Annotated in this window: 24 protein-coding genes; 16 read left to right on the top strand and 8 right to left on the bottom strand. The window is 69.9% G+C overall.

The features are described 5' to 3' along the window. Positions 1-832 (bottom strand): phospholipase D-like domain-containing protein (locus tag VFH59_RS11820; protein WP_325165102.1); only part of this gene is annotated, 832 nt, incomplete at its 3' end. A gap of 291 nt (positions 833-1,123) precedes the next feature. Between VFH59_RS11820 and VFH59_RS11815 the strand changes: the two genes are divergently transcribed. The 3 genes from VFH59_RS11815 (at position 1,124) to VFH59_RS11805 (ending at position 2,665) form a co-directional block, all read left to right on the top strand. Next, positions 1,124-1,588 carry an NUDIX hydrolase gene (locus VFH59_RS11815; protein WP_325165101.1) on the top strand — a complete coding sequence of 155 codons (465 nt, stop codon included), beginning with the start codon at positions 1,124-1,126 and terminating at the stop codon, positions 1,586-1,588. A 109-nt stretch (positions 1,589-1,697) separates the two neighbouring features. Continuing rightward, complete coding sequence (locus VFH59_RS11810; protein ID WP_325165099.1) at positions 1,698-2,204, top strand: hypothetical protein; 507 nt, start codon at positions 1,698-1,700, stop codon at positions 2,202-2,204. Between the two features lie 11 nt (positions 2,205-2,215). Further along, a complete protein-coding gene (locus tag VFH59_RS11805; RefSeq protein ID WP_325165098.1) occupies positions 2,216-2,665 on the top strand; it encodes a DUF421 domain-containing protein in 450 nt (149 codons plus the stop codon). Between the two features lie 93 nt (positions 2,666-2,758). Here the strand turns inward: VFH59_RS11805 and VFH59_RS11800 are convergent, their stop codons facing one another. Next, entirely contained in the window at positions 2,759-3,205 is a 447-nt protein-coding gene (locus tag VFH59_RS11800; RefSeq protein ID WP_325165097.1) for a BON domain-containing protein, read from the bottom strand. A 91-nt stretch (positions 3,206-3,296) separates the two neighbouring features. Next, on the bottom strand, positions 3,297-3,722 hold the full coding sequence (locus VFH59_RS11795; protein WP_325165096.1) for a hypothetical protein: 426 nt from the start codon (positions 3,720-3,722) through the stop codon (positions 3,297-3,299). Positions 3,723-3,942: 220 nt separating this feature from the next. Here VFH59_RS11795 and VFH59_RS11790 point away from each other — a divergent pair, with 220 nt between their 5' ends. Continuing rightward, positions 3,943-4,464, top strand: a complete 522-nt coding sequence (locus VFH59_RS11790; RefSeq protein ID WP_325165095.1) for a YybH family protein — start codon at positions 3,943-3,945, stop codon at positions 4,462-4,464. Between the two features lie 88 nt (positions 4,465-4,552). Here VFH59_RS11790 and VFH59_RS11785 read toward each other — a convergent pair whose 3' ends face one another. After that, the gene (locus VFH59_RS11785; protein WP_325165094.1) at positions 4,553-5,452 is read right to left on the bottom strand and encodes a LysR family transcriptional regulator; all 900 of its coding nucleotides are present in this window, start codon (positions 5,450-5,452) and stop codon (positions 4,553-4,555) included. A gap of 95 nt (positions 5,453-5,547) precedes the next feature. On the opposite strand from VFH59_RS11785, the gene VFH59_RS11780 reads away from it, so the two are divergent. Then, a complete protein-coding gene (locus VFH59_RS11780; protein ID WP_325165093.1) occupies positions 5,548-6,780 on the top strand; it encodes an MFS transporter in 1,233 nt (410 codons plus the stop codon). Positions 6,781-6,825: 45 nt separating this feature from the next. Here the strand turns inward: VFH59_RS11780 and bla are convergent, their stop codons facing one another. Further along, on the bottom strand, positions 6,826-7,716 hold the full coding sequence (gene bla, locus VFH59_RS11775) for a subclass B3 metallo-beta-lactamase (RefSeq protein WP_325165092.1): 891 nt from the start codon (positions 7,714-7,716) through the stop codon (positions 6,826-6,828). Between the two features lie 263 nt (positions 7,717-7,979). Here bla and VFH59_RS11770 point away from each other — a divergent pair, with 263 nt between their 5' ends. From VFH59_RS11770 to VFH59_RS11750, 5 genes are all read left to right on the top strand, one after another. Beyond that, entirely contained in the window at positions 7,980-8,300 is a 321-nt protein-coding gene (locus VFH59_RS11770) for a hypothetical protein (RefSeq protein ID WP_325165091.1), read from the top strand. Positions 8,301-8,430: 130 nt separating this feature from the next. Then, a complete protein-coding gene (locus VFH59_RS11765) occupies positions 8,431-8,835 on the top strand; it encodes a hypothetical protein (protein WP_325165090.1) in 405 nt (134 codons plus the stop codon). Between the two features lie 137 nt (positions 8,836-8,972). Beyond that, entirely contained in the window at positions 8,973-9,887 is a 915-nt protein-coding gene (locus VFH59_RS11760) for a hypothetical protein (protein WP_325165089.1), read from the top strand. A gap of 88 nt (positions 9,888-9,975) precedes the next feature. Further along, a complete protein-coding gene (locus VFH59_RS11755) occupies positions 9,976-10,455 on the top strand; it encodes a VOC family protein (protein ID WP_325165088.1) in 480 nt (159 codons plus the stop codon). Positions 10,456-10,682: 227 nt separating this feature from the next. Beyond that, positions 10,683-10,892, top strand: a complete 210-nt coding sequence (locus VFH59_RS11750) for a cold-shock protein (protein ID WP_325165087.1) — start codon at positions 10,683-10,685, stop codon at positions 10,890-10,892. A 78-nt stretch (positions 10,893-10,970) separates the two neighbouring features. Here VFH59_RS11750 and VFH59_RS11745 read toward each other — a convergent pair whose 3' ends face one another. Next, the gene (locus VFH59_RS11745) at positions 10,971-11,114 is read right to left on the bottom strand and encodes a hypothetical protein (protein WP_325165086.1); all 144 of its coding nucleotides are present in this window, start codon (positions 11,112-11,114) and stop codon (positions 10,971-10,973) included. A 316-nt stretch (positions 11,115-11,430) separates the two neighbouring features. Between VFH59_RS11745 and dbpA the strand changes: the two genes are divergently transcribed. From dbpA to VFH59_RS11730, 3 genes are all read left to right on the top strand, one after another. Beyond that, entirely contained in the window at positions 11,431-12,810 is a 1,380-nt protein-coding gene (dbpA, locus tag VFH59_RS11740) for an ATP-dependent RNA helicase DbpA (protein WP_325165085.1), read from the top strand. 311 nt (positions 12,811-13,121) lie between these two features. Continuing rightward, complete coding sequence (locus VFH59_RS11735; protein ID WP_325165084.1) at positions 13,122-13,331, top strand: cold-shock protein; 210 nt, start codon at positions 13,122-13,124, stop codon at positions 13,329-13,331. A 305-nt stretch (positions 13,332-13,636) separates the two neighbouring features. Continuing rightward, positions 13,637-14,494, top strand: a complete 858-nt coding sequence (locus VFH59_RS11730) for a PA4780 family RIO1-like protein kinase (RefSeq protein WP_325165083.1) — start codon at positions 13,637-13,639, stop codon at positions 14,492-14,494. Positions 14,495-14,525: 31 nt separating this feature from the next. On the opposite strand, the gene VFH59_RS11725 is transcribed toward VFH59_RS11730, so the two are convergent. Continuing rightward, positions 14,526-14,954, bottom strand: a complete 429-nt coding sequence (locus tag VFH59_RS11725; RefSeq protein ID WP_325165082.1) for a GFA family protein — start codon at positions 14,952-14,954, stop codon at positions 14,526-14,528. Between the two features lie 218 nt (positions 14,955-15,172). On the opposite strand from VFH59_RS11725, the gene VFH59_RS11720 reads away from it, so the two are divergent. The 3 genes from VFH59_RS11720 to VFH59_RS11710 all read left to right on the top strand — a co-directional run bounded on the left by VFH59_RS11720 (position 15,173) and on the right by VFH59_RS11710 (position 18,830). Further along, entirely contained in the window at positions 15,173-16,213 is a 1,041-nt protein-coding gene (locus tag VFH59_RS11720; RefSeq protein WP_325165081.1) for a cytochrome-c peroxidase, read from the top strand. Between the two features lie 29 nt (positions 16,214-16,242). Continuing rightward, on the top strand, positions 16,243-16,827 hold the full coding sequence (locus VFH59_RS11715) for a cytochrome b (RefSeq protein WP_325165080.1): 585 nt from the start codon (positions 16,243-16,245) through the stop codon (positions 16,825-16,827). A gap of 188 nt (positions 16,828-17,015) precedes the next feature. Continuing rightward, positions 17,016-18,830 carry a hypothetical protein gene (locus tag VFH59_RS11710; protein WP_325165079.1) on the top strand — a complete coding sequence of 605 codons (1,815 nt, stop codon included), beginning with the start codon at positions 17,016-17,018 and terminating at the stop codon, positions 18,828-18,830. 176 nt (positions 18,831-19,006) lie between these two features. On the opposite strand, the gene VFH59_RS11705 is transcribed toward VFH59_RS11710, so the two are convergent. After that, the coding region (locus VFH59_RS11705; protein WP_325165078.1) for a M13-type metalloendopeptidase at positions 19,007-19,216 on the bottom strand (210 nt) is incomplete at its 5' end.

The raw sequence follows: 19,216 nt of genomic DNA, 5'->3' as shown, positions 1-19,216 counted from the left end.
CCAGGTCGATCGAGCGCCGCGCGCCGGCGATGGCCAGCAGGAACATGCGCTGGGAGTTGTACTCGCCCACGCGGTCGGTGCTGGCGATCACCTGCACCGGCAGGCGCCCGGGTCGCGGCGACGGGGCCGCTTCCACCGGCGGCAGCGGCCTGCCGCCGGTGGCGAGCCAGTGCTGCTCGAACACCCCGCGCATCCGGGCCACCGCCGGTCCCTGGATGCGGAACATCATGTCGCGCTTCTGCCTGCCGTTGCTGGCGTTGCCCAGCCAGGCATCGTCGATGCCCATGCCGCCGGTGTAGGCCACGCGGTCATCGATCACCATCAGCTTGCGATGGGTCCGCTTGTTGAGCTGCGCCAGCTGGTCCATCGCCAGCGGCCGGTAGAAGTGGAACTCGACGCCCGCCGCGCGCAACCGCTCGGCGTCGGCGACGTTGCCGCGCGAGCCCATCCAGTCGATCACCACGCGCACCTTCACGCCGGCGCGTGCCCGTTCCGAGAGCGCCGCGACGAAGGTGTCCGCGATATGTCCCCGCCGCAGGATGTAGCTCTCCAGTTCGATGCTTTTCCGCGCCGAGCGGATGTCGGCCAGCATCGCCGGGAAATAGGCATCGCCGTTCTGCAGGTCGGCCACCGCATCGCCCTGCGTGATGGGGCTGCCCAGCAACGCCTCGGCCTGCTGCCGGAACGCCGGGCTGTCGACCGCTGCCACGTGGGCCGGCGCCTGCGCCAGCCCCGGCCCTTCGGGCAGGACATTGGCGGCGGTCAGTCCGGCCAGGCCGACCGAACAGGTGCCGGCCAGCAGCAGGCCGATCCTCCGCCACGCCGTGCGCAAGCGGCCGCCCACGTGCCGCGCGCCCCATCGAGTGGATGCGTTGGCACCCGGGTCGAGGACGCAGGGATGGGCGGAGCCGTGGCAAGTTCGCGACTTGCGCACATCGGAGGGTGCACACACGTTCGAGGGGCTGTCGCCCGACTGCGCGCGGGGAAATGACTGCATGAGCGCCTACTGGTCAAACCGGCATCAAATCATGGGGTTGCAGCCTGCAAACCTCAAGCGGACGCGGCCGCGCCCAGCCAGCCGCGCCAGCCGGGACGCACCCGCAGGCCACCACGGAGAAACGACATGCCCGGGATCCCGACGCGCTGCTCGCTGGTCTCGGTGATCACCATCCGCGGCCGCGGTGAGGACGCCCGCACGCTGCTCCTGCACCGGGCCCGGGGCGACCTCCAGGGCCTCTGGACCTATGCCGCCGGGCACCTGGAGCCCGGCGAGAAAGCCTGGCAGGCGGCCCTGCGCGAACTGGCCGAGGAAACCGGGTTGCACCCGACCGCCCTCTACTCGGCCGACGAGTGCGAGACCTACTACGACGTGCGGGAGGAATGCATCGCGCTGGTACCGGCGTTCGTCGCCTTCGTCACCGCGGATGCCAGCGTGCGCCTGGACGCCGAGCACCTGGAGCACGCCTGGCTGTCCTTCCCCGACGCCCTCGCGCGACTGCCGTTCGGCGGCCAGCGCAGGATCTACGCACAGGTTCACCGCGAGTTCGTCATGCGGCCGCCACCACCGGCGCTGCGCATGCCGGTCTAGCACGGGGGCTCTTTGCGGCCGGCGCCTGAGTGCCTGCACTGCAGGCCATTCACGCAAGGCAGGCAGCACGCGTCGTATCACGGGCTCGTTCCGTTGACGGCGATCCACGGTGCAGGCGAACGACGACAGCATCCAGATCAACGAGGACCGGCCCCACTCGCGGCGTGAGTGGCGCACCGAACGCGTCGGCTGGCTGGTGATGGCGCTCCTGCTCGCGGCAGGGTTGCTCGGGCTGTTCGGCTACGGCCCGCTGAGCCAGGCGCGCGCGGGCGACCCGGGCGGGTTGTCGGTGACCTACGACCGACTGCAGCGGGCCAGTGCGCCGAGCGAATACCGCTTCACGGTCGCCCCGTCGCTGGCGCGCAATGGCGCGTTGAGGCTGCGCTTCGACGATGCGCTGCTGGACGAGGTCGAAATCCAGTCGATCATTCCCCGGCCCGCACACGTGCGCTCGGGGCCCGGCTACACCGAATACGTGTTCGCCGTGGACGGGGCCAGGGGACCCTCCCCCCGTATCCAGTTCCAGTTCCAGCAGGCCACTTTCGGCCACGTGCGTGGCAGGGTCGTCGCCGACGGCGCTGCTCCCCTGGTCATCGACCAGTTCATCCTTCCCTGAGGAGCGCCCCCATGGAATCGGTCATCCGCGGTGTCATCGTCTATTCCTTCCTGTTCCTGATCTTCCGCGTCGCGGGCAAGCGCACGCTGGCGCAGACCTCGCCGTTCGAACTGATTCTCCTGCTGATCATCTCCGAGACCACCCAGCAGGCGATGGTCGACCACGACCACTCGATCACCAACGCCTTCCTGCTGATCATGACCCTGGTGGGCCTGAGCATCGTCCTCTCGGTCATCAAGCACCGCTCCAGGGCCGCCAGCCGCTGGCTGGAAGGCCTGCCGGTGCTGGTGATGCGCAACGGCGCCTGGGACCGGGAAGCCGGCGACAACACGCGGGTGGACCCGTCCGAGGTGGTCGCGGCCGCGCGCGCCAAGCAGGGCCTGGAGCGCCTCGACGAGGTCAAGCACGCCGTGATCGAAAACGACGGCACGATATCGATCGTGCCGCGCGCCGGACACTGACGGCAGGACACGACCCGCCGCAGGGCGGCCTGCCGGATCGGCAACGCCCTCGCCGTGCGGCGGGGTCAAGGTCCGGCGGGCTGCCGCGGTCGCTCAGTGCCTGCTCTCGCTGGCCGGCGCCGACTGCGCCGCATCCAGCCGGTTATCGACACGCTCCACGCCCAGCATGCGCGACACGGCCGTGACCAGCTCGTCCACCTCGGTGAGCCGGGCCGAGCCGCTGAGCGTCACCAGGCCGTTTTCCACGTGCACCTCGACCTTCCCGGGCTGGGCCACCAGGTGGCCGAGCTTCGAGCGGATGCGGTCGTGCAGTTGCCGGTCGTCCGACGGTTCCTGGCCATGCAGTCGCGCCGACACGCCATGCAGGCGGTCGGCCGTGTGCCTGGCCGTGTCCTGCGCGAAGTCCTGGATGTCGTGCCCCGCGGCCCGCACCTTGTCGCGCGCGATGGCGCGCCGGCGGCGCCCGGCCACCGGATCGAGCAGGTACATCGCCGCCGCGCCCGCCGCAAACGCGGTGGCAAGCTTCAATAGCTGTCCCACGGTCGCCTCCTGTTGGTTGCCCATGCGAGCGGCCGATGCTGCGCGAAGCGACGGCAACGGCGCGCGAAAGCGCCGTTGCCGGGCCGGGCGTTCAGCGGCCGAGGCCCGCTTCCACCGGCGCGTCGGTACCGAACGGCCCGCGCAGGAACAGCGCCCCGTAGACCAGGGCCAGCGCCGCGAACAGGACGGTCAGGCAAAGCAGCGCCGGCGAGGCGCCGCCGGCCATCGCCGGATGGCCCAGGCTGAGTGCGCTGACCAGGTAGAGCATGAGATTGGCCAGCACGGTGGGGCGTCCGTAGATGCCGCCGACGATGATCCGGCGCTGGTTCCAGTTGAGCCAGGCCAGCGCCAGCCAGCCCGCCGATACCAGCTGCCCCAGCACCGTGGCGCTGGCCGGCATCCCGGGCATCAACCGCGGCAGGAGCTCATCGGCGCCGAACAGCAGGGCCGCGCCTCCGCCGGCAAGGACGAGGGCACTGAAGGTCGTGATGAAGGACGAGCTGCGCGTAGCGTTCATTCCGTGGACTCCACCTGCCTGGTTGAGGGTCTGGCTTGCAGGAACGCTCTTGGGTGCCGGCCGTGCGCTCGCCCGGCCCGCCGCCGCGCCCAAGGGCGCGCGGAGGGCGTCAGGCGGAGGCATCCATCTCACCCCGGTGCACGCGTCCCCGCGTAGCGCGATGATCGCCCGGCCGTCCGCTGCGACGGAAGTATCCCCCTCCTGCCGTTGAGGTACGCCCATGACCCGCACGTTGCTGTTCGCCCTCGGCCTCGTTCTCCTCCCGGCAGCCACGCAGGCCGCCGAAGACCCCGGTTGCGCGGTATGGCGGCGCGAACTGTCGTTCGCCCGCACCGTGCAGCAGCATGACGCGGCGGCCTTCGCCGCACATGTCGAGCCCGGCGCCGTGTTCGCGGCCAATTCGCCCCATCCGCAGCGCGGACGCGCGGCGGTCCTGGCCAGCTGGCGGGATCTGATCGCGGGCAAGCCCATGCGCCTGGCGTGGTACCCCACGCAGGTGGTGACCGGCGGCGAGGCGGATATCGCCTATTCCAGCGGCCCGTGGCTGATGGAGACAGTCAACCCGTCGGCACGGACGCGCTACGTGCTCGGCCACTTCGCGACCGTCTGGCACCGCGGCAAGGATGGTGCCTGGCGCGTGCTGTTCGACGCCGGCGACGAGGGCACGCCGAGCGACGAAGCCGGTGCAGCCGCGTTCCGCAAGGGCCGCCAGGCGGCGTGCCCCGGCACACGGGTACGCTGAGCGCTCGGGCCCTATGCCGCCAGGTAGTGGGGCGGCAACCAGCCGGGCGGCCGGAGGGAAACGGAACCCCGCCGCGTGTGCGAAAGGATCATCCCGGGAACGCGCCTAGCGCCCGTCGCAACTCGCCGCGCAGGTGGGCCAGCGGTGCAGCCAGCCGCCCGTCGGTGGGCCGGTGGACCAGCCAGGCGCGCACCTCGGCATGGAAGTCCGACACCTCGACCACGCGCAGCGCCTTGCGATAGGGACTTTCCCTGAGCAGCCTGCCCGCCGTGAGCCCGATGCCGATGCCCCGCGCGATCAGCGAATGGCGCAGCAACGGGTCGAACGCTTCCACCGCCACGTGGAAGGGCAGCTGCTCCGCCTCCAGCGCGCGCCTGAGCACCCGCCTGAAACCGCAGCCGTCCTGGTTCAGCACCCACGCCTGGTCCGACAGGTCGCGCAGCGTGATGCGCCGGGGCAGCTTGAGCGTGCGCGGCACCACGACCTTCGCCCCGATCCGGCACAGCCGTTCCCGCTCCAGGCCCGCCGGCGGCTCGTTGTCGCCCGGCAGATAGACCAGCGCGGCGTCGATGCGGTTGGCATCCAGGTCGGCCAGGAGCTCGGCGGCCCAGCGACTGGAGACGCGCACGTGCAGCGAGGGAAACGCCTCGCTCAGCGAGCAAAGCGGCTCCTCCAGCGCGATCTCGGCCAGGAACGGCGTGATGCCGAAGCGGAACTCGCCGCGCACCGCCGCATCGTCCGCCACGCCCGCGCGCAGGTCGTCCAGCGAGGCGAGCACCCGCCGGCCGAGCTGGTAAGCGTCACGGCCGGCGGCGGTCGGCCGCAGCGGCTTCGACTGGCGGTCCAGCAAGGCCACGCCGAGGGTGTTCTCCAGGCTCTGGACGCGCCGCGTCACCCCGGGCTGGGTGAGGTGCAACTGGGCGGCCGCCGCCAGGATGGACCCGTGTTCCACCACTGCGACGAACGCTTCGAGATCACGCGTGTTCATGCGTTTCCGGCATAAAGAAGATGCACGATTTTAATTGGACGCATATTCAAGGCAAGCATAGATTGCGCGCTCATCTTGCAAACGACACATTTCCCATGAGCGCCATCGAATCTATCGCCCGCCGTTGCCCGGACCAGCCCGCGGGCATCCCCACCGCCCGCCAGCTCACGCCACTGCTGACGCTGGCCTGTGGCGTCATCGCACTCAATCTTGCGGCGGCGCAGCCGCTGCTCGAGGTGATCGCACAGTCGCTGGGCCTGGGCCTGGCCGCCGCCGGCCTGGTCACCACCGCCACCCTGCTCGGCTACGGCGCGGGCATGGTGTTCCTGGTGCCGCTTACCGACCTGGTCGAGAACCGCCGGCTGGTGCTGCGGATGCTCGCACTGGACATCGTCGCGCTCGTGGCCGCCGCCTGCGCACCGAACGCCACTGTGTACCTTCTCGCCGCGTTCGCCGTGGGTGCGGCGACCAGCTCGATCCAGATGATCGTGCCGCTCGTGGCGTCGCTTGCCCCCGAGGCGGAGCGCGGGCGCGTGGTCGGCAACGTGATGAGCGGGGTGATGATCGGAATCCTGCTGTCCCGTCCGCTGGCGACCCTGATCGCGCAGGCGATCGGCTGGCGGGGCGTGTTCGCCGCCTTCGCGATCGCCGTCGGTGCGATTGCGCTGTTGCTGTGGCGCGCGCTGCCCACGCTGCAGCCGGCCCACCGGCTGCGTTACGCCGCGCTGGTGCGCTCCCTGTGGCCGCTGGTGCGGGGCGAGCGCGTGCTTCAGCGGCATGCGCTGAGCGCGATTCTCGCGTTCGGCGCTTTCAACGCTTTCTGGACGATCGTGGCCCTGCGCCTGGCACAGCCGCCGTTCGGGCTGGGCGCACAGGGCATCGCGGGGTTTGCCATGGCCGGCGTCGGCGGCTCGGTGATTGCGCCCATTGCCGGGCGCCTGGGCGATCGCGGCCTGACCCGGCCGGCCAACGTCATCATGCATCTGCTGATCGTGGCCGCGATGGTTCTCGCCTGGCTTGCGGGCGAGCAGACGCCGGTCATCGGGCTGGTCCTGATGGTGGCCGCTTCGCTGCTGCTGGACATCGGCACCGTCGGCGACCAGACGCTCGGCCGGCGCGCCATCAACCTGGTCCGGCCGGAAGCCCGCGGGCGCCTCAACGGCCTGTTCACCGGCGCGTTCTTCGTCGGCGGCGCAGCGGCCTCCTCGCTTGCAGGCCTGGCCTGGGCCATCGGCGGGTGGACCCTGACCTGTGCCCTCGGCGCGGCGTTCGGCATCGCCGCGCTGCTGGTTTCGCTGTCCGACGGCCGGCGCGGCGCGGACCGGTGAGTCTTGCCTGCGGCCGCGGGCGCGCCGGACTGCGCGCTGCGAGGTCTATCGCGCCTGCTCGTGAGCCAGCCGCGCGTCCAGCGTGCGGGTGGCGGCCGCGGCATAGGCCCGGCAGGCATCGCCATCGACCAGGCGTTCGCCGTCGGCTTTCGCCTTCCCGCGAGCGACCTTCCGCCAGAAGCCGCTTGCATCGGGGTGCGGGGTCAGCAGGATGTCGCAGGGCAGCGCGGCCACGATGGCGATCGATCGGCGGAACGCAGCGACCCGCCGCGGCTGGTCGCTGAAGCGGAAGCCGGGCCGCCCGATCGCGGTGAGGCTGTCGGCATAGACCATGTGCAGGCAGTGCCCGCCGCTGCACGAGGACCAGGTCCACGACGTGCTGCCGGGCGTGTGGCCCGGCGTGTAGTGCGCCGTGATGGCGACCTTCCCCAGCTGCACGGTCCCGCCGTCACCCACGATCCGCGCGCCCTGCACGGGCGGATAGGCGGGGGCGTCGCCGTATTGCGGATCCTCCGGGTCGGCCCCGCCCAGCGCCAGCTCGCGCGCACCCTCCGCGCTCGCCAGCACCTGCGCCCCGCTGTGCCGCTGCAGGGCAGCGATGCCGCCGGCGTGGTCGGCATGTGCGTGCGAGTTGAGGATCCAGCGGAGGTCGCGGACGCGGAACCCGAGGGCGCGGATGTTCGCTTCGATGAGCGGCGCGGACGAGGGCAGCCCGGCGTCGATGAGCGCCAGCCCCCGCCCGGTGTCGATGAGGATCGCGGAGAGCCCGTGCGGCCCGACGTACCAGCTGCGCCCGTGAATCCGGAACGGCTTCTGCGGCGCGTTCCACTCGCTGGCGCCGCCGAAATGGCTCGCCGCGCGCGCCGCTTGGGCGCCGGCCGGGCCGAGGATCAGGCCGAACGCTAGCGCGACGCCGGCGGGAAAGCGCAAGGACATGGTCGGGCTCCGTCGCAAAACCGGCAGCATGGCCGGGGCATCGGGCACGTGCTGGGCAACGGCATGGCGGTTCGCAGGCAGGGGCCGGCCGCTGCAGGTGTGGCGCGTTGGGGCGGCAACGCGTCTGGACTGCGCGCGGGCCACCAGCCTGAACAACGGGCAACACGCGCCTTAACGGCGACTGTCGTTCCGCGACGGTTACGCCAGGTCAAGCGAGCCTGGCACGTCCCTTCGACGGGGACTCGACCGCGCCGCAGCGACTAATGGCGCACCTTCCAGAGATCCGCACGGGACACACCATGCTGGACACCGCCGAACACCTCGGCCAGGCCTTGGGCGACTGGTCGACCCACCCCAACAGGGCGTACGTCGGGAAGATCGACCGGGTGCTGGTCGGCCCTACCCAGGCGTGGACGCCGGAGTACTACATCGATCACTTCCTGCAGTCCCATGACAGGCCGGTCACCCACTGGAACCGCAACGTGGTGTCCGCGGCCCTGGGCAAGTTCAACGGACGCCCGCCCTTCAAGCAGTGGGAGCTGGACGGCTTCCTCGATGCCACCTGGCATTTCGCCCCCGGCTGAGCCAGCACCTGCCGCCCCGCGCTTTACGCATGGCCGGCGGAGCCCTTATGTTTCCCGGCAACACGTCGGGACATCGCCTGGCCTGCCGCAAGGCCGCCGCCGGGTTCGCCATCCCGGCGAAGGGGGCACGATGAAGCATTTCTACCGGATCGGCGCGCTGTGCATGGCCGCCTCGATGCTGGCCGCCTGTGGCGACATCACGCGCGGACGGCCCATCGACCATGACCGTCTGGCGGACTTCCGGCCCGGCGTGACGACCCGTGCCGAGGTCGAGCACAGCCTGGGCCCGCCCCTGGAAGTGACGCACGAGCCCGGCGGCGACACCTACCTCAAGTACCTCTACGCCACCACACGCTTCAGCAAGTACGCGCAGATCCCGGTCGTGAGCGAGTTCTCGCGCCACGGCCATGCCATCGTCGAGGGCGACACCGTCTTCCTGCACTTCGACGCGCAGGATCGGCTGCTGGACACGAAGGAATACACCCAGCACTACGACACGCGCGACCCGCTACCGGCCGCTGGCGACGCGCACTGATAGCGGGCCCCTCCCTCCCCGCCGGTCGCGCGCGGCGGAGGCGGCACCGGCGCGCCGCCGGGGGCGGGACGAACGGCCTATCGACAGGGCGGGCACCGGCCAGCAGCATGCTCCCCCGCTCTCCAGGCAAAGGGAACATGGCTACCGGACACATGCTGATCCTTGCGGCCGCCATGCTCACGGTCGTCGCCGCTCCGCTGGCGCTCGGACTGGCAGGCGTCGCATCCGCCCGCCCGGCGGCCGGCGCGTCCCCCGCCACGGCGCCGGGCTGGCGCATCACGGCCGCCTCGACGTTGCTCTACGTCCTGGCCTTCAACCTCACTTTCTTCATCCAGGAACTGTTCCTGGTACTGCCCAAGGCATTCACCCCCGGCCTGCGCCCGACGCTCTACCACAACAACCACAGCTGGGAGGGCACCAACCCGCTCGCGGCGCTGTTCCAGGGTACCGGCGCACTGGCGACCCTGGCCGTGGGCCTTGGCTGCCTGTGGATGCTGCGGCACGTGCGGCCCCGCTCGAACGGCGCCCGGCTGCTCCTGTTCTGGATGGCCTACTGCGGCTGCTTCATGGCCTTGCCGCAGGTGGTGATCGGTGCGCTGAGTCCCGGCAGCGACCTGGGCATGGCCATGGATTACCTGCACCTCGGTGCCGGTGCGCGCCTCGGCGCCAGCCTGCTGGCACTCGCGGCGATGCCGCTTCTGGCGCTGCTCCTGTGCCGCCCCGCGCTGGGGATGGCGCCTGCGCCGGGGAACGTCGGGCGGCCCGGCGCGCGCACCCGTTTCGTCTTCTGCGCGGTGACCCTGCCCGCCCTGCTTGGAAGCGCGCTGGTCATTCCGTTCCGGATCCCGCGCGAGATGCTCGAGGTGGTCATCGTGCCGGTGCTGGTGTTCCTGCCCGGCATCCCCTGGCTGCAGGCGGCAGCCTGGCGCGTGCGCGACGCCAGGGCGGAAGGAGCCGCCACCGGCTGGCCGCTTGCCTACCCGTTCGCCGCCGTGGTGGCGTTGCTGCTGCTGTTCCAGCTCGTCCTGCGGCCGGGCATCCGGTTCTACTGAAGCGCATCGGCCCGGGCACGCCGCCTGTCGATCCGCGCGCCGGTCGTTCGTCGAACAAGGCATTCCGCCCTGAACGAGGAGAAACCGAATGGTCAGCAAGAACACGATCTGCCTCTGGTACGACGGCACCGCCCTGGAGGCCGCGAACTTCTATGCAAAGACATTCCCGGACAGCACGGTGGGCGCCGTGCATCGCGCGCCGGGTGACTACCCCTCGGGCACGCGGGGCGACGTGCTGACGGTGGAGTTCACGGTCATGGGCATCCCATGCCTGGGCCTCAACGGCGGGCCCGCGTTCCCGCACACGCAGGCGTTCTCGTTCCAGGTGGCGACCGACGACCAGGCCGAAACCGATCGCCTGTGGAACGCCATCCTCGACAACGGCGGCGAGGCCAGCGCCTGCGGCTGGTGCAAGGACCGATGGGGCCTGTCGTGGCAGATCACCCCACGCGCCCTGACCGCGGCGGTCACCGACCCCGATCCGGCCGCGGCCAAGCGGGCGTTCGACGCCATGATGACGATGGGAAAGATCGACATTGCCGCGATCGAAGCCGCACGGCGTGGTTGAAGTACCCGTTCCAGGCCGTTCCGGCACGCGGGGCGGCCCGGTTTCGCGAAAGCATTTGCATCGCGCCGCCACAGTCACTACTGTTGACGGGCTGAGTTTCAAGGGTCACGCGAAGTGTGGCCCGATGCTGTAGGGAATCGTTCCACTACACCGTTGCACCCGTTTCCTCCTTGCGACCAGCTTCTCGCCGCGCCATGCGGCTTCATCCGTTCCAAGGAGATTCAACGATGTCGCAGACCGAAACCGGTACCGTCAAGTGGTTCAACGATGCCAAGGGCTTCGGCTTCATCAGCCGCGAAAGCGGCGATGACGTGTTCGTGCACTTCCGCGCGATCACCTCCACGGGCTTCAAGAGCCTGCAGGAAGGCCAGAAGGTGTCCTTCGTCGTGACCCAGGGCCCGAAGGGCCTGCAGGCCGACCAGGTCCAGCCGCTCTAAGGCTTCCGACCCGCCGCAAGAAAAAGCCCGGCCTCGCGCCGGGCTTTTTTTTGTCGGGTGCTCGACGGGCCGCCGGACCTAGTTCGGGGACGTGTCGTTGGCCCGGGCCTCGGGCTTGTCGCCTTCGCGCGCGGGGCGCTTCTTTGCCTGCTTGGCATCCTGCTGCTTCTTCTTGGCGAGTTCGCGCTGGCGCTTCTCGAACGCATAGTTGATCTTGGCCAAATGGGAATCCTCTGAAGTGGTGAAGGCGCCACTCGGCGGTGACGCGGCATGCACAGGCAACCCGTGCCTGGAAAGGTGACCGGCCCGGAAAACCCGGGTGGGACGACCCACGGTGAAACAGCGGTAGCGATGCCCGGCCACACCCCGCCTTGGGTAGCGGGCGCTGGACGCGAACAGGGAATGGGCCGACGTCGGGCCGAATGGCCGGCAAGCGCACGAGGCGCGCCGAAGTGAACCGGCATCCTACACCCTCCACCCGCGCATGGTGTCTGCGGTGCGTACTCCGGCCGGCACCGCTTTGATGCGATCATGGCGAATGACCGACTTCACCACGCTCCCGCTCAAGCCCGCCCTGCTCGCCAGCCTCGACACGCACGGTTACGCCGCCATGACGCCAGTGCAGGCGCAGAGCTTGCCGCCGATCCTCGCCGGACGCGACGTGATCGCCCAGGCGCGCACCGGCAGCGGCAAGACGGCCGCGTTCGGGCTGGGCCTGCTGCAGGCGCTGGAGGTCGACACCATCCGGCTGCAGGCCCTCGTGCTGTGCCCCACCCGTGAACTGGCCGACCAGGTGAGCAAGGCGATCCGCCGGCTCGCCGCCGGCCTGCCCAACGTCAAGCTGCTGACCCTGTGCGGCGGCATGCCGCTCGGGCCGCAGCTTGCCTCGCTCACCCACAATCCGCACATCGTGGTGGGCACACCCGGCCGCGTGCAGGAACACCTCAAGCGCGGCAGCCTGCACGGAGGCGGCATCAGGATGCTGGTGCTGGACGAGGCCGACCGCATGCTCGACATGGGCTTTGGCGAGGCCATCGACGACATCGTCGGGCGCATCGCCAGGCATCACCAGACGCTGCTGTTCTCGGCGACCTATCCCGACGCCATCCGTGCCGCCAGCCGGCGATTGCAGAAGGAACCGGTGGAAGTCACCGTGGAGACCCCGGCGGAGGCGATGCCGGCGATCGAGCAACAGTTCATCGAGGTGGACCCGGCGAACAAGCCCGACGCGCTGGCGCAGTTGCTCGCCCGCGACCGCGACCAGCACGCGCTGGTGTTCTGCAACATGCGCCGCGACGTGGACACGGTGGCGCAGGAACTCGACCGCCGCGGCTTCTCCGCGCTCGCCCTGCACGGCGACATGGAGCAGCGCGACCGCGACGAGGTGCTGGTGCGCTTCGCCAACCGCAGTTGTAGCGTGCTGGTGGCCACCGATGTCGCCGCGCGCGGCCTGGACATTGTCGGGCTGCCGCTGGTCATCAGCTTCGATATCGCGCACGACCCGGACACGCACACCCACCGCATCGGCCGCACGGGCCGCGCCGGCCAGCCGGGGCTGGCCATCACCCTGTGCACGCCGCGCGAGCGGCCCAAGGCCGGCAACATCGAGCAGGCCCTGGGCGCTACCCTGACCTGGCGCCCGTTCAAGCTCGCTCCGCCGCGCGGCAAGACCCTGCACCTGGCTCCCATGAAGACCCTGGTGATCGACGCCGGTCGCCAGGACAAGCTGCGCCCCGGCGACATCCTGGGCGCGCTGACCGGCGAGGCCGGCCTCAAGGCCGACGACATCGGCAAGATCGACGTCTACGCCACCCGCGCCTACGTCGCGATCACCCGCGCGCTGGCGAACAAGGCACTCGAGCGCCTGCGCGCCGGGCGGATCAAGGGGCGCAACTTCCGGGTGCGGCCACTCGGCTGAGCACGCCGCCGCCGGCGCCCGCACCGAGCGCAGCGGCAGACGTGGGGTTGCATCGTCCGGCCAGGCAACGATCCCGTGCGCCATCCGCCGGGGGGATCGTCACACCGGCCGGCATGCGCTCGGCCTTCCGCCGCGCTTTTGATCCACATCAATTGCCAGCGCTCCGGTCGGTTTAGAAAGGTTCCCGGTGACCGGGCGCGATCGCGCTCGCCCCTCACCGCCGCAACCCTGGTCGCGATGTGTGCCTGTCAGCCAAGCGACCTGCTCCTGCCGCGCGACGCGGCCAGCACCCGCTCAACGGAGATACAACGATGTCCCAACGTGAAACCGGTACCGTCAAGTGGTTCAACGATGCCAAGGGGTTCGGCTTCATCAGCCGTCCCGGCGGCGATGACGTGTTCGTGCACTTCCGCGCCATCATCTCCCCGGGCTTCAAGAGCCTGCAGGAAGGCCAGAGTGTTTCGTTCGTCGTGAACCAGGGACCCAAAGGCCTGCAGGCCGATCAGGTGCAACCACTCTGAGGCCTTCGTGAGGGTGGGCTCCCTTCCGCAAAAGCCGGATGAGAGCCTGACCCGCCGCTTCCCGGTGCGCCTGGAAGTCCAGCGCGACAGCCGCACCGGGCATAGGCATTGCGCGGGATCCACCGCGCCGCAGGCGGACATCGAGCGCAGGGCGGGCCGCGGATGGACCGGGCCGTGGGCACGCGCCGGGCGGCCCTGCCGGAAGGACACCACCGAAGTTGTGACGGGAGCCCGGCACGCGCGCAGCTGGCAGTCATGCCCGACCCGCCATAATGCTCCGTTCCCGTGACTGCCTATTCCCACGCATGAAAACCCCCGCCGGCCTGCAGGAGCTGATCGACGACGGCGTCATCGACGAGGTCCTGCGTCCGCTCAAGAGCGGCAAGGAAGCCTCCGTCTATGTCGTGCGCTCAGGCGAGCAGGTGCGTTGCGCCAAGGTCTACAAGGACATGGCCCAGCGCAGCTTCCAGCAGCGCGTGCAATACCAGGAAGGCCGCAAGGTGCGTGGCAGCCGGCAGGCGCGCGCGATCGGCAAGGCCAGCAAGTTCGGTCGCAGGGAGGCCGAAGCGGCCTGGAAGAACGCCGAGGTGGACGCGCTCTACCTGCTGGCCGACGCCGGCGTGCGCGTGCCGCGGCCGTACGGCTACTTCAACGGCGTGCTGGTGATGGAACTGGTCACCGATGCCGACGGTCACTCAGCCCCGCGGCTGGGCGAGGTGGAGCTGGCCGCGCAGACTGCCCGCGACTACCACCGCATCCTGGTCCGCCAGGTCGTGCGGATGCTCTGCGCCGGCCTGGTCCACGGCGACCTCTCTCCGGACAACGTGCTGGTGGCGCCGGATGGACCGGTCATCATCGACCTGCCCCAGGTGGTCAGTGCCTCCGGCAACAACGCCGCGCGAACCATGCTGCGGCGGGACGTCGGCAACCTCACGATCAGCCTGTCGCGCTTCGCCCCGGAGCTGCTGGACACGTACTACGCCGAGGAAATGTGGGCGTTGTTCGAACAGGGGGAACTGCAGCCGGATACCGAACTGACCGGTCGCTTCGCATTCGACGAAAGCGCGGTGGACGTGGACAGCGTGATGCAGTCCATCATCGACGCCCGCGAGGAGGCGCTGATCCGCCAGCAAGGCCGCGAAGCGGCGCTGGCCGAAGGCTGAGCCGACCGGGTACGCGCCGCCACGCGTCCCCTCACGCGACCATGACCTGGCCGGAGCCGCCCAGCTCAGCGGGAAAATCACGCAGTTTCGGCAGCCCGTCGTCGATCGGCAGCACCGTCTCGGCGTAGTTGACGTGCACGCCGGGCACGAACCGCAGATCCGGCAGCATCGCCGCGAACACGTCGATGAGTCCCCATTGGGGGTGCGCCGTCATCAGGTGCCCGCCGCAGGCCGTGCAGAACTGCCGGTCGCTGTTGGGCGACTTCTGGACGTGCCCGATCGCATCGGCTCCCCGAACGACGCGGACCTGACCGGGCTTCCAGAGCGTGAAGGCATTGACCGGCGCGGCCGACCACGCCCGGCACGATCCGCAGTGGCAATAGCCCATCGCCTCGGGCCTGCCGCTGACCTCGAACTCCACGGTGCCGCAGAAACAGGTGCCACGATGCGTTTCGGTCATCGCTCATCCTCCCAGCCGGGCCGGGCAAGCCTGCACCGCCGACGGTAAAGCGGCTGTCGCGGGAATGTTCGGTTGGCGCAACGGCAACGGCAGTGCGCCTTGACCTGGATCAACAAGCCTGGCCCGGTCTGCGCGAACCTGCTCCGGTGCCTCCGGCGCGCAGGCCCGGAGTTCATACCGGCTTGACCCGGGTCTCGCGACAAGAAAAAAGGAGACGCATGATGCGACCGCTGACGCTTGCTTCCTTCCTGGTCGTGATCGGCACACTCGCCTCGCCGGCCCGGTCGCAGTCGGACCTGATGAAGCAGGCCCAGGGCCTGTTCAAGCCCCTTCCGGCGCAGCCACCGGCGCTGCCCGACAACCCTGCATCGCCGGCCAAGGTGGCGCTGGGCAAGATGCTGTACTTCGACCCCCGCCTGTCCGAGAGCCACGCCATCAGCTGCAACTCCTGCCACATGATCGGCATGGGTGGCGTCGACCTGCAGGAGACATCGCTCGGGCATCGCTGGCAGCACGGCGGACGCAATGCGCCGACGGTGTACAACGCGGTCTTCGACGTCGCGCAGTTCTGGGACGGCCGTGCCAAGGACCTCGAGCAGCAGGCCGGCGGACCGCTGGTCAATCCGGTCGAGATGGACACCACCACCGGGCACGTGGTCGAGCAGCTCAAGGGCATCCCCGGCTACGCCGCCGTGTTCGCCAAGGCCTTCCCCGGTACCGATCCGATCACCTTCGAGAACGTCCGTCGCGCCATCGCGGTCTTCGAAGCGACGCTGATGACACCCAACGCCCCGTTCGACCGCTACCTGCGGGGGGACGAGCAGGCGCTCGACGGCCGACAGAAGCAGGGCCTGGCCTTGTTCATCGGCAAGGGATGCGCGGCCTGCCACAGTGGCATCAACGCCGGCGGACAGCGCTACGCGCCTTTCGGCGTGGTCGAGCGCCCCGGCGCCGACATCCTGCCGCCAGGCGACAAGGGCCGGTTTGCCGTCACCAAGACCGTCAGCGACGAGTACGTATTCCGCGTGCCCTCCCTGCGCAACGTCGCCCTCACCCCGCCGTACTTCCACTCGGGCAAGGTGTGGGACCTGCGCCAGGCCGTGGCGATCATGGGCAACAGCCAGCTCGGCGCCAGGCTTACCGACGCCGAGGTGGACCAGATCAGCGCGTTCCTCGGCACACTCACCGGCGACCAGCCGCGGGTGACGTTGCCGTCCCTGCCACCGAGCGTGGCCACGACCCCGCGACCGAAGCCCTGAACGGCAGCGGTCCCCCGGAGCGCCCGGCGATGAACATCAGCGGAGCACTGAAGCGTCAGGACGCGGCCACCCATGGTGACCTGAAGAGCAAGGCACCCGGTCGTTATCCGGCGACCGTGCGCGTCGTGCACTGGCTCACCGTGCTGGCGGTGGCGGCCGCCTACGCGCTGGTCCAGTTCGGCGGCGAGCACGCGCAGACGGGTGTCGCCCCGGCACCGCTGCAGTGGCACTTCCTGGCGGGCCTGGTGGTACTGGTCCTGCTGGCGGTGCGCCTGCCCGCGCTCGCCATGGCGCGCATCCCGCCGATCCAGCCCACGCCGGGGCGGCTGACCGGCTCGGTCGCCCGCGTCACCCACCTGGCGTTGTACGCGTTCCTGCTGGCACAGCCGGTGCTGGGCATCCTGCAGGTCAACCTGGCCGGCGACGCGGTGACGCTGCCCGGAGGGTGGTCGCTGCCGGCGCTGGTACATGCCGACCATGCATGGCACGAACGCATCGGCGAGCTCCACGAGGAACTGGGCGAGATCTTCTACTGGGTCATCGGCCTGCACGTCGCCGCCGCCCTGTGGCACCACCTGGTGGTGCGCGACAACACGTTGCGCAGGATGCTCTAGGGGCTCGCGCAGAGCCATCTCTTCGCGCATGCCCGCGCGCCATCGAAACGGCGTGACCAGGCTGGACCGGCGCCGGTTCCCACCCGACACCCGGGTTTGACCGACATCAACTTCCGCCTGCCACGGGCGCGTAGAAGTCGACTCCCCCCGGTCCCTCGGGACTGCTTTCGCCTTGGAGGGTGAAGACCATGCGCGCGATCCCCCAACCCATCCACCGGCTTGCCCTCGCACTGGCCCTGCCCTGGGCCCTGGTCGCCGTCGGCCATGCACAATCGCCGCCCCCCGCGCAGGTGGTCACCACGAACCCGCGCGTCCCGCCCGCCGCGGGCACGCCCTGCGTGGTGCATCTCATGGACAGCCAGCCGTTTCCGGAGGAGTTCGGCAACATCGACAACAACTTCGTCTACATGCCACCGCAGGCCTGCCCGCCGCCGTGGGCGAAGGTCGTCTTCAAGGCGGACATCAGCAGTTCCCGCCGCACGGTCCTCGATGACATCGGCATCTCGCTCGCCGGCATCCGGCTGCTCCACCAGCCGGCGCCACGATACGACGCCCCTGTCCGCTGGCACGTCGAGCGCGACCTGACCGACTACAGCGCGCTGTTCACCGGCCCGCACACGGGGTCCTACTGGGCCAGCCAGGGCGAGGATGCCTTCGACCTGCTCGGCGACACGCCTCCGCTCAGGGGCAGTGCCCGCCTGCTGTTCTATCCGCCGACGGCGGCGACGCCCGCGCCCGCGGTTCCCGACGCGGTGATCCACCTGAAGGAAGGCACGCCGTTGAATCTCCCCCACAACATCGTGCGTGCCTACGCCGACGTGGATAACGCGCAATCGTGGTGGTACTTCTGCGTGCCGGACCGGGAACTGGAAAGGCATCCGGCCCTGTTCGACTACTTCGCACCCGACAATACCTTCAAGAGGTCCATTTTCCCTCACGAGGCGGCGTGCACCGGCGGCAGTTTCCGCGAGATCCCGGTGGCCGTGGACGGGATACCCGCCGGCATCGCGCCGGTGTTCCCCCTGCTGCCGGCGGACCCGAACATCAACTATCTGCACAACCCGCTCAACCAGCCGACGCCGACGCTGCAGATGCTCGGCAACGTGCCCTTCCGGGTCGACCTGACGCCGTTCGCCGGCCAGCTGGATGCCGCCGGGCGCCACCAGTTCTCCGTCGCCGGCGCACTGCTGCTGTACCTGGACCGCAACCGCACGCTCGTCACCGGTGGCGTCACGATGAATACGCTCGCCGGATCGCAGGCCGCTCCGGCCTATACGAGCACCCTCGCCAACCAGGGCGAAGGCGTGCAGGGAAGGATCACGACGCGGCAAGCCCGGCAGTTCGAAATCCGCGGATTCGTGAACACCTCGAGCGGCCGGATCGACTCGACCGTCCGCCAGTCGAGCACCTTCGAGAACGTCCAGGCGTTCGATATCCGCGGACCGCACCGGCCGTTTCCGGGCCAGGTGGTGAACAAGCTCTACCAGCAGGCCGTGGACCTGCACAGCAAGACCGACCAGGTCAGCCGCCGCACGCGAGGCAGCACCCTGCTCGCCAACGACGTGGTGCATGTGAACTATCCGCTCGCGTACTACTACCACATGGCGACGACCGTCACGGACGAGGGGGACGGCTGGACCATCGCCCTGCGCAACGGCACGGTGGTTTCGACCCAGCGCTGGGTGCGGGATGCGGATTACTACCGGCCTGGCCGGGGCCACTACATCACCCGCCTGGTCGAGGACTTCTCGGGCAGCCGCACGCACGCCTACGATTTCTGGGATCCGCGGATGTCCAATCCGTCCACCGACAGCAACTGGCAAAGCGACGCGACCCACACTTTCACGGACAACGCCGGCAGCTGCTTCCAGGCCTCGGTAGGCGCCAACAACGGTGTCGTCACCTCGGGGACGCGAGGCAGGGGCTGCCCCGATGGCACCAACCGGGTGCGTTGGTTTGCACGTCCCGACGGCTCACCGGACAGCCTGGGCTGGTGGCACTGACGGCCCCTGGCGCCACCGACAAACACCGGTCCCGTCGCCCCGCAGGACGGCAGCCGGAGGCCCCGCCTCCGGCTGCCCTTGGATCCCCGCGCAGCAAGCGCGCCTGCTGCATCGCCACGTCGCCTGCGGCAGCCAGCCGCCAACGCAGGCCCGGCCGCCCTGCTCCGGTCTCGCCCTTACCAGATCCGCACGCGATCTGCCGGCGCGCGCCACATGGGCTGGCCAGGCTTCACGCCGAACGCATCGTAGAACGCGGGAATGTTCGACATCGGCCCGAGCACGCGCCACTTCGCCGGCGCATGCACGTCCGACAGCAGGCGCTGGCGCAGCCGTTGCTCGCGCTGCTGGCTCATCCAGCCCAGCGCGTAGCCGAGGAAGTAGCGCTG

Source organism: Frateuria sp., from assembly GCF_035695185.1.
GTDB lineage: Bacteria > Pseudomonadota > Gammaproteobacteria > Xanthomonadales > Rhodanobacteraceae > Frateuria_A.
The sequence above is the reverse complement of the archived record's forward strand: the minus strand, read 5'-3'. Positions and strand labels throughout refer to the sequence as shown.

What these genes read in the sequence shown, in the direction of transcription:
- VFH59_RS11815 (WP_325165101.1), top strand. Translation starts at nt 1,124, where the DNA reads ATGCCCGGGATCCCGACGCGCTGCTCGCTGGTCTCGGTGATCACCATC.
- VFH59_RS11805 (WP_325165098.1), top strand. Translation starts at nt 2,216, where the DNA reads ATGGAATCGGTCATCCGCGGTGTCATCGTCTATTCCTTCCTGTTCCTG.
- VFH59_RS11795 (WP_325165096.1), bottom strand. Translation starts at nt 3,722, where the DNA reads ATGAACGCTACGCGCAGCTCGTCCTTCATCACGACCTTCAGTGCCCTC.
- VFH59_RS11790 (WP_325165095.1), top strand. Translation starts at nt 3,943, where the DNA reads ATGACCCGCACGTTGCTGTTCGCCCTCGGCCTCGTTCTCCTCCCGGCA.
- VFH59_RS11785 (WP_325165094.1), bottom strand. Translation starts at nt 5,452, where the DNA reads ATGAACACGCGTGATCTCGAAGCGTTCGTCGCAGTGGTGGAACACGGG.
- VFH59_RS11780 (WP_325165093.1), top strand. Translation starts at nt 5,548, where the DNA reads ATGAGCGCCATCGAATCTATCGCCCGCCGTTGCCCGGACCAGCCCGCG.
- bla (WP_325165092.1), bottom strand. Translation starts at nt 7,716, where the DNA reads ATGTCCTTGCGCTTTCCCGCCGGCGTCGCGCTAGCGTTCGGCCTGATC.
- VFH59_RS11770 (WP_325165091.1), top strand. Translation starts at nt 7,980, where the DNA reads ATGGCGCACCTTCCAGAGATCCGCACGGGACACACCATGCTGGACACC.
- VFH59_RS11765 (WP_325165090.1), top strand. Translation starts at nt 8,431, where the DNA reads ATGAAGCATTTCTACCGGATCGGCGCGCTGTGCATGGCCGCCTCGATG.
- VFH59_RS11760 (WP_325165089.1), top strand. Translation starts at nt 8,973, where the DNA reads ATGGCTACCGGACACATGCTGATCCTTGCGGCCGCCATGCTCACGGTC.
- VFH59_RS11755 (WP_325165088.1), top strand. Translation starts at nt 9,976, where the DNA reads ATGGTCAGCAAGAACACGATCTGCCTCTGGTACGACGGCACCGCCCTG.
- VFH59_RS11750 (WP_325165087.1), top strand. Translation starts at nt 10,683, where the DNA reads ATGTCGCAGACCGAAACCGGTACCGTCAAGTGGTTCAACGATGCCAAG.
- dbpA (WP_325165085.1), top strand. Translation starts at nt 11,431, where the DNA reads ATGACCGACTTCACCACGCTCCCGCTCAAGCCCGCCCTGCTCGCCAGC.
- VFH59_RS11735 (WP_325165084.1), top strand. Translation starts at nt 13,122, where the DNA reads ATGTCCCAACGTGAAACCGGTACCGTCAAGTGGTTCAACGATGCCAAG.
- VFH59_RS11730 (WP_325165083.1), top strand. Translation starts at nt 13,637, where the DNA reads ATGAAAACCCCCGCCGGCCTGCAGGAGCTGATCGACGACGGCGTCATC.
- VFH59_RS11725 (WP_325165082.1), bottom strand. Translation starts at nt 14,954, where the DNA reads ATGACCGAAACGCATCGTGGCACCTGTTTCTGCGGCACCGTGGAGTTC.
- VFH59_RS11720 (WP_325165081.1), top strand. Translation starts at nt 15,173, where the DNA reads ATGATGCGACCGCTGACGCTTGCTTCCTTCCTGGTCGTGATCGGCACA.
- VFH59_RS11715 (WP_325165080.1), top strand. Translation starts at nt 16,243, where the DNA reads ATGAACATCAGCGGAGCACTGAAGCGTCAGGACGCGGCCACCCATGGT.
- VFH59_RS11710 (WP_325165079.1), top strand. Translation starts at nt 17,016, where the DNA reads ATGCGCGCGATCCCCCAACCCATCCACCGGCTTGCCCTCGCACTGGCC.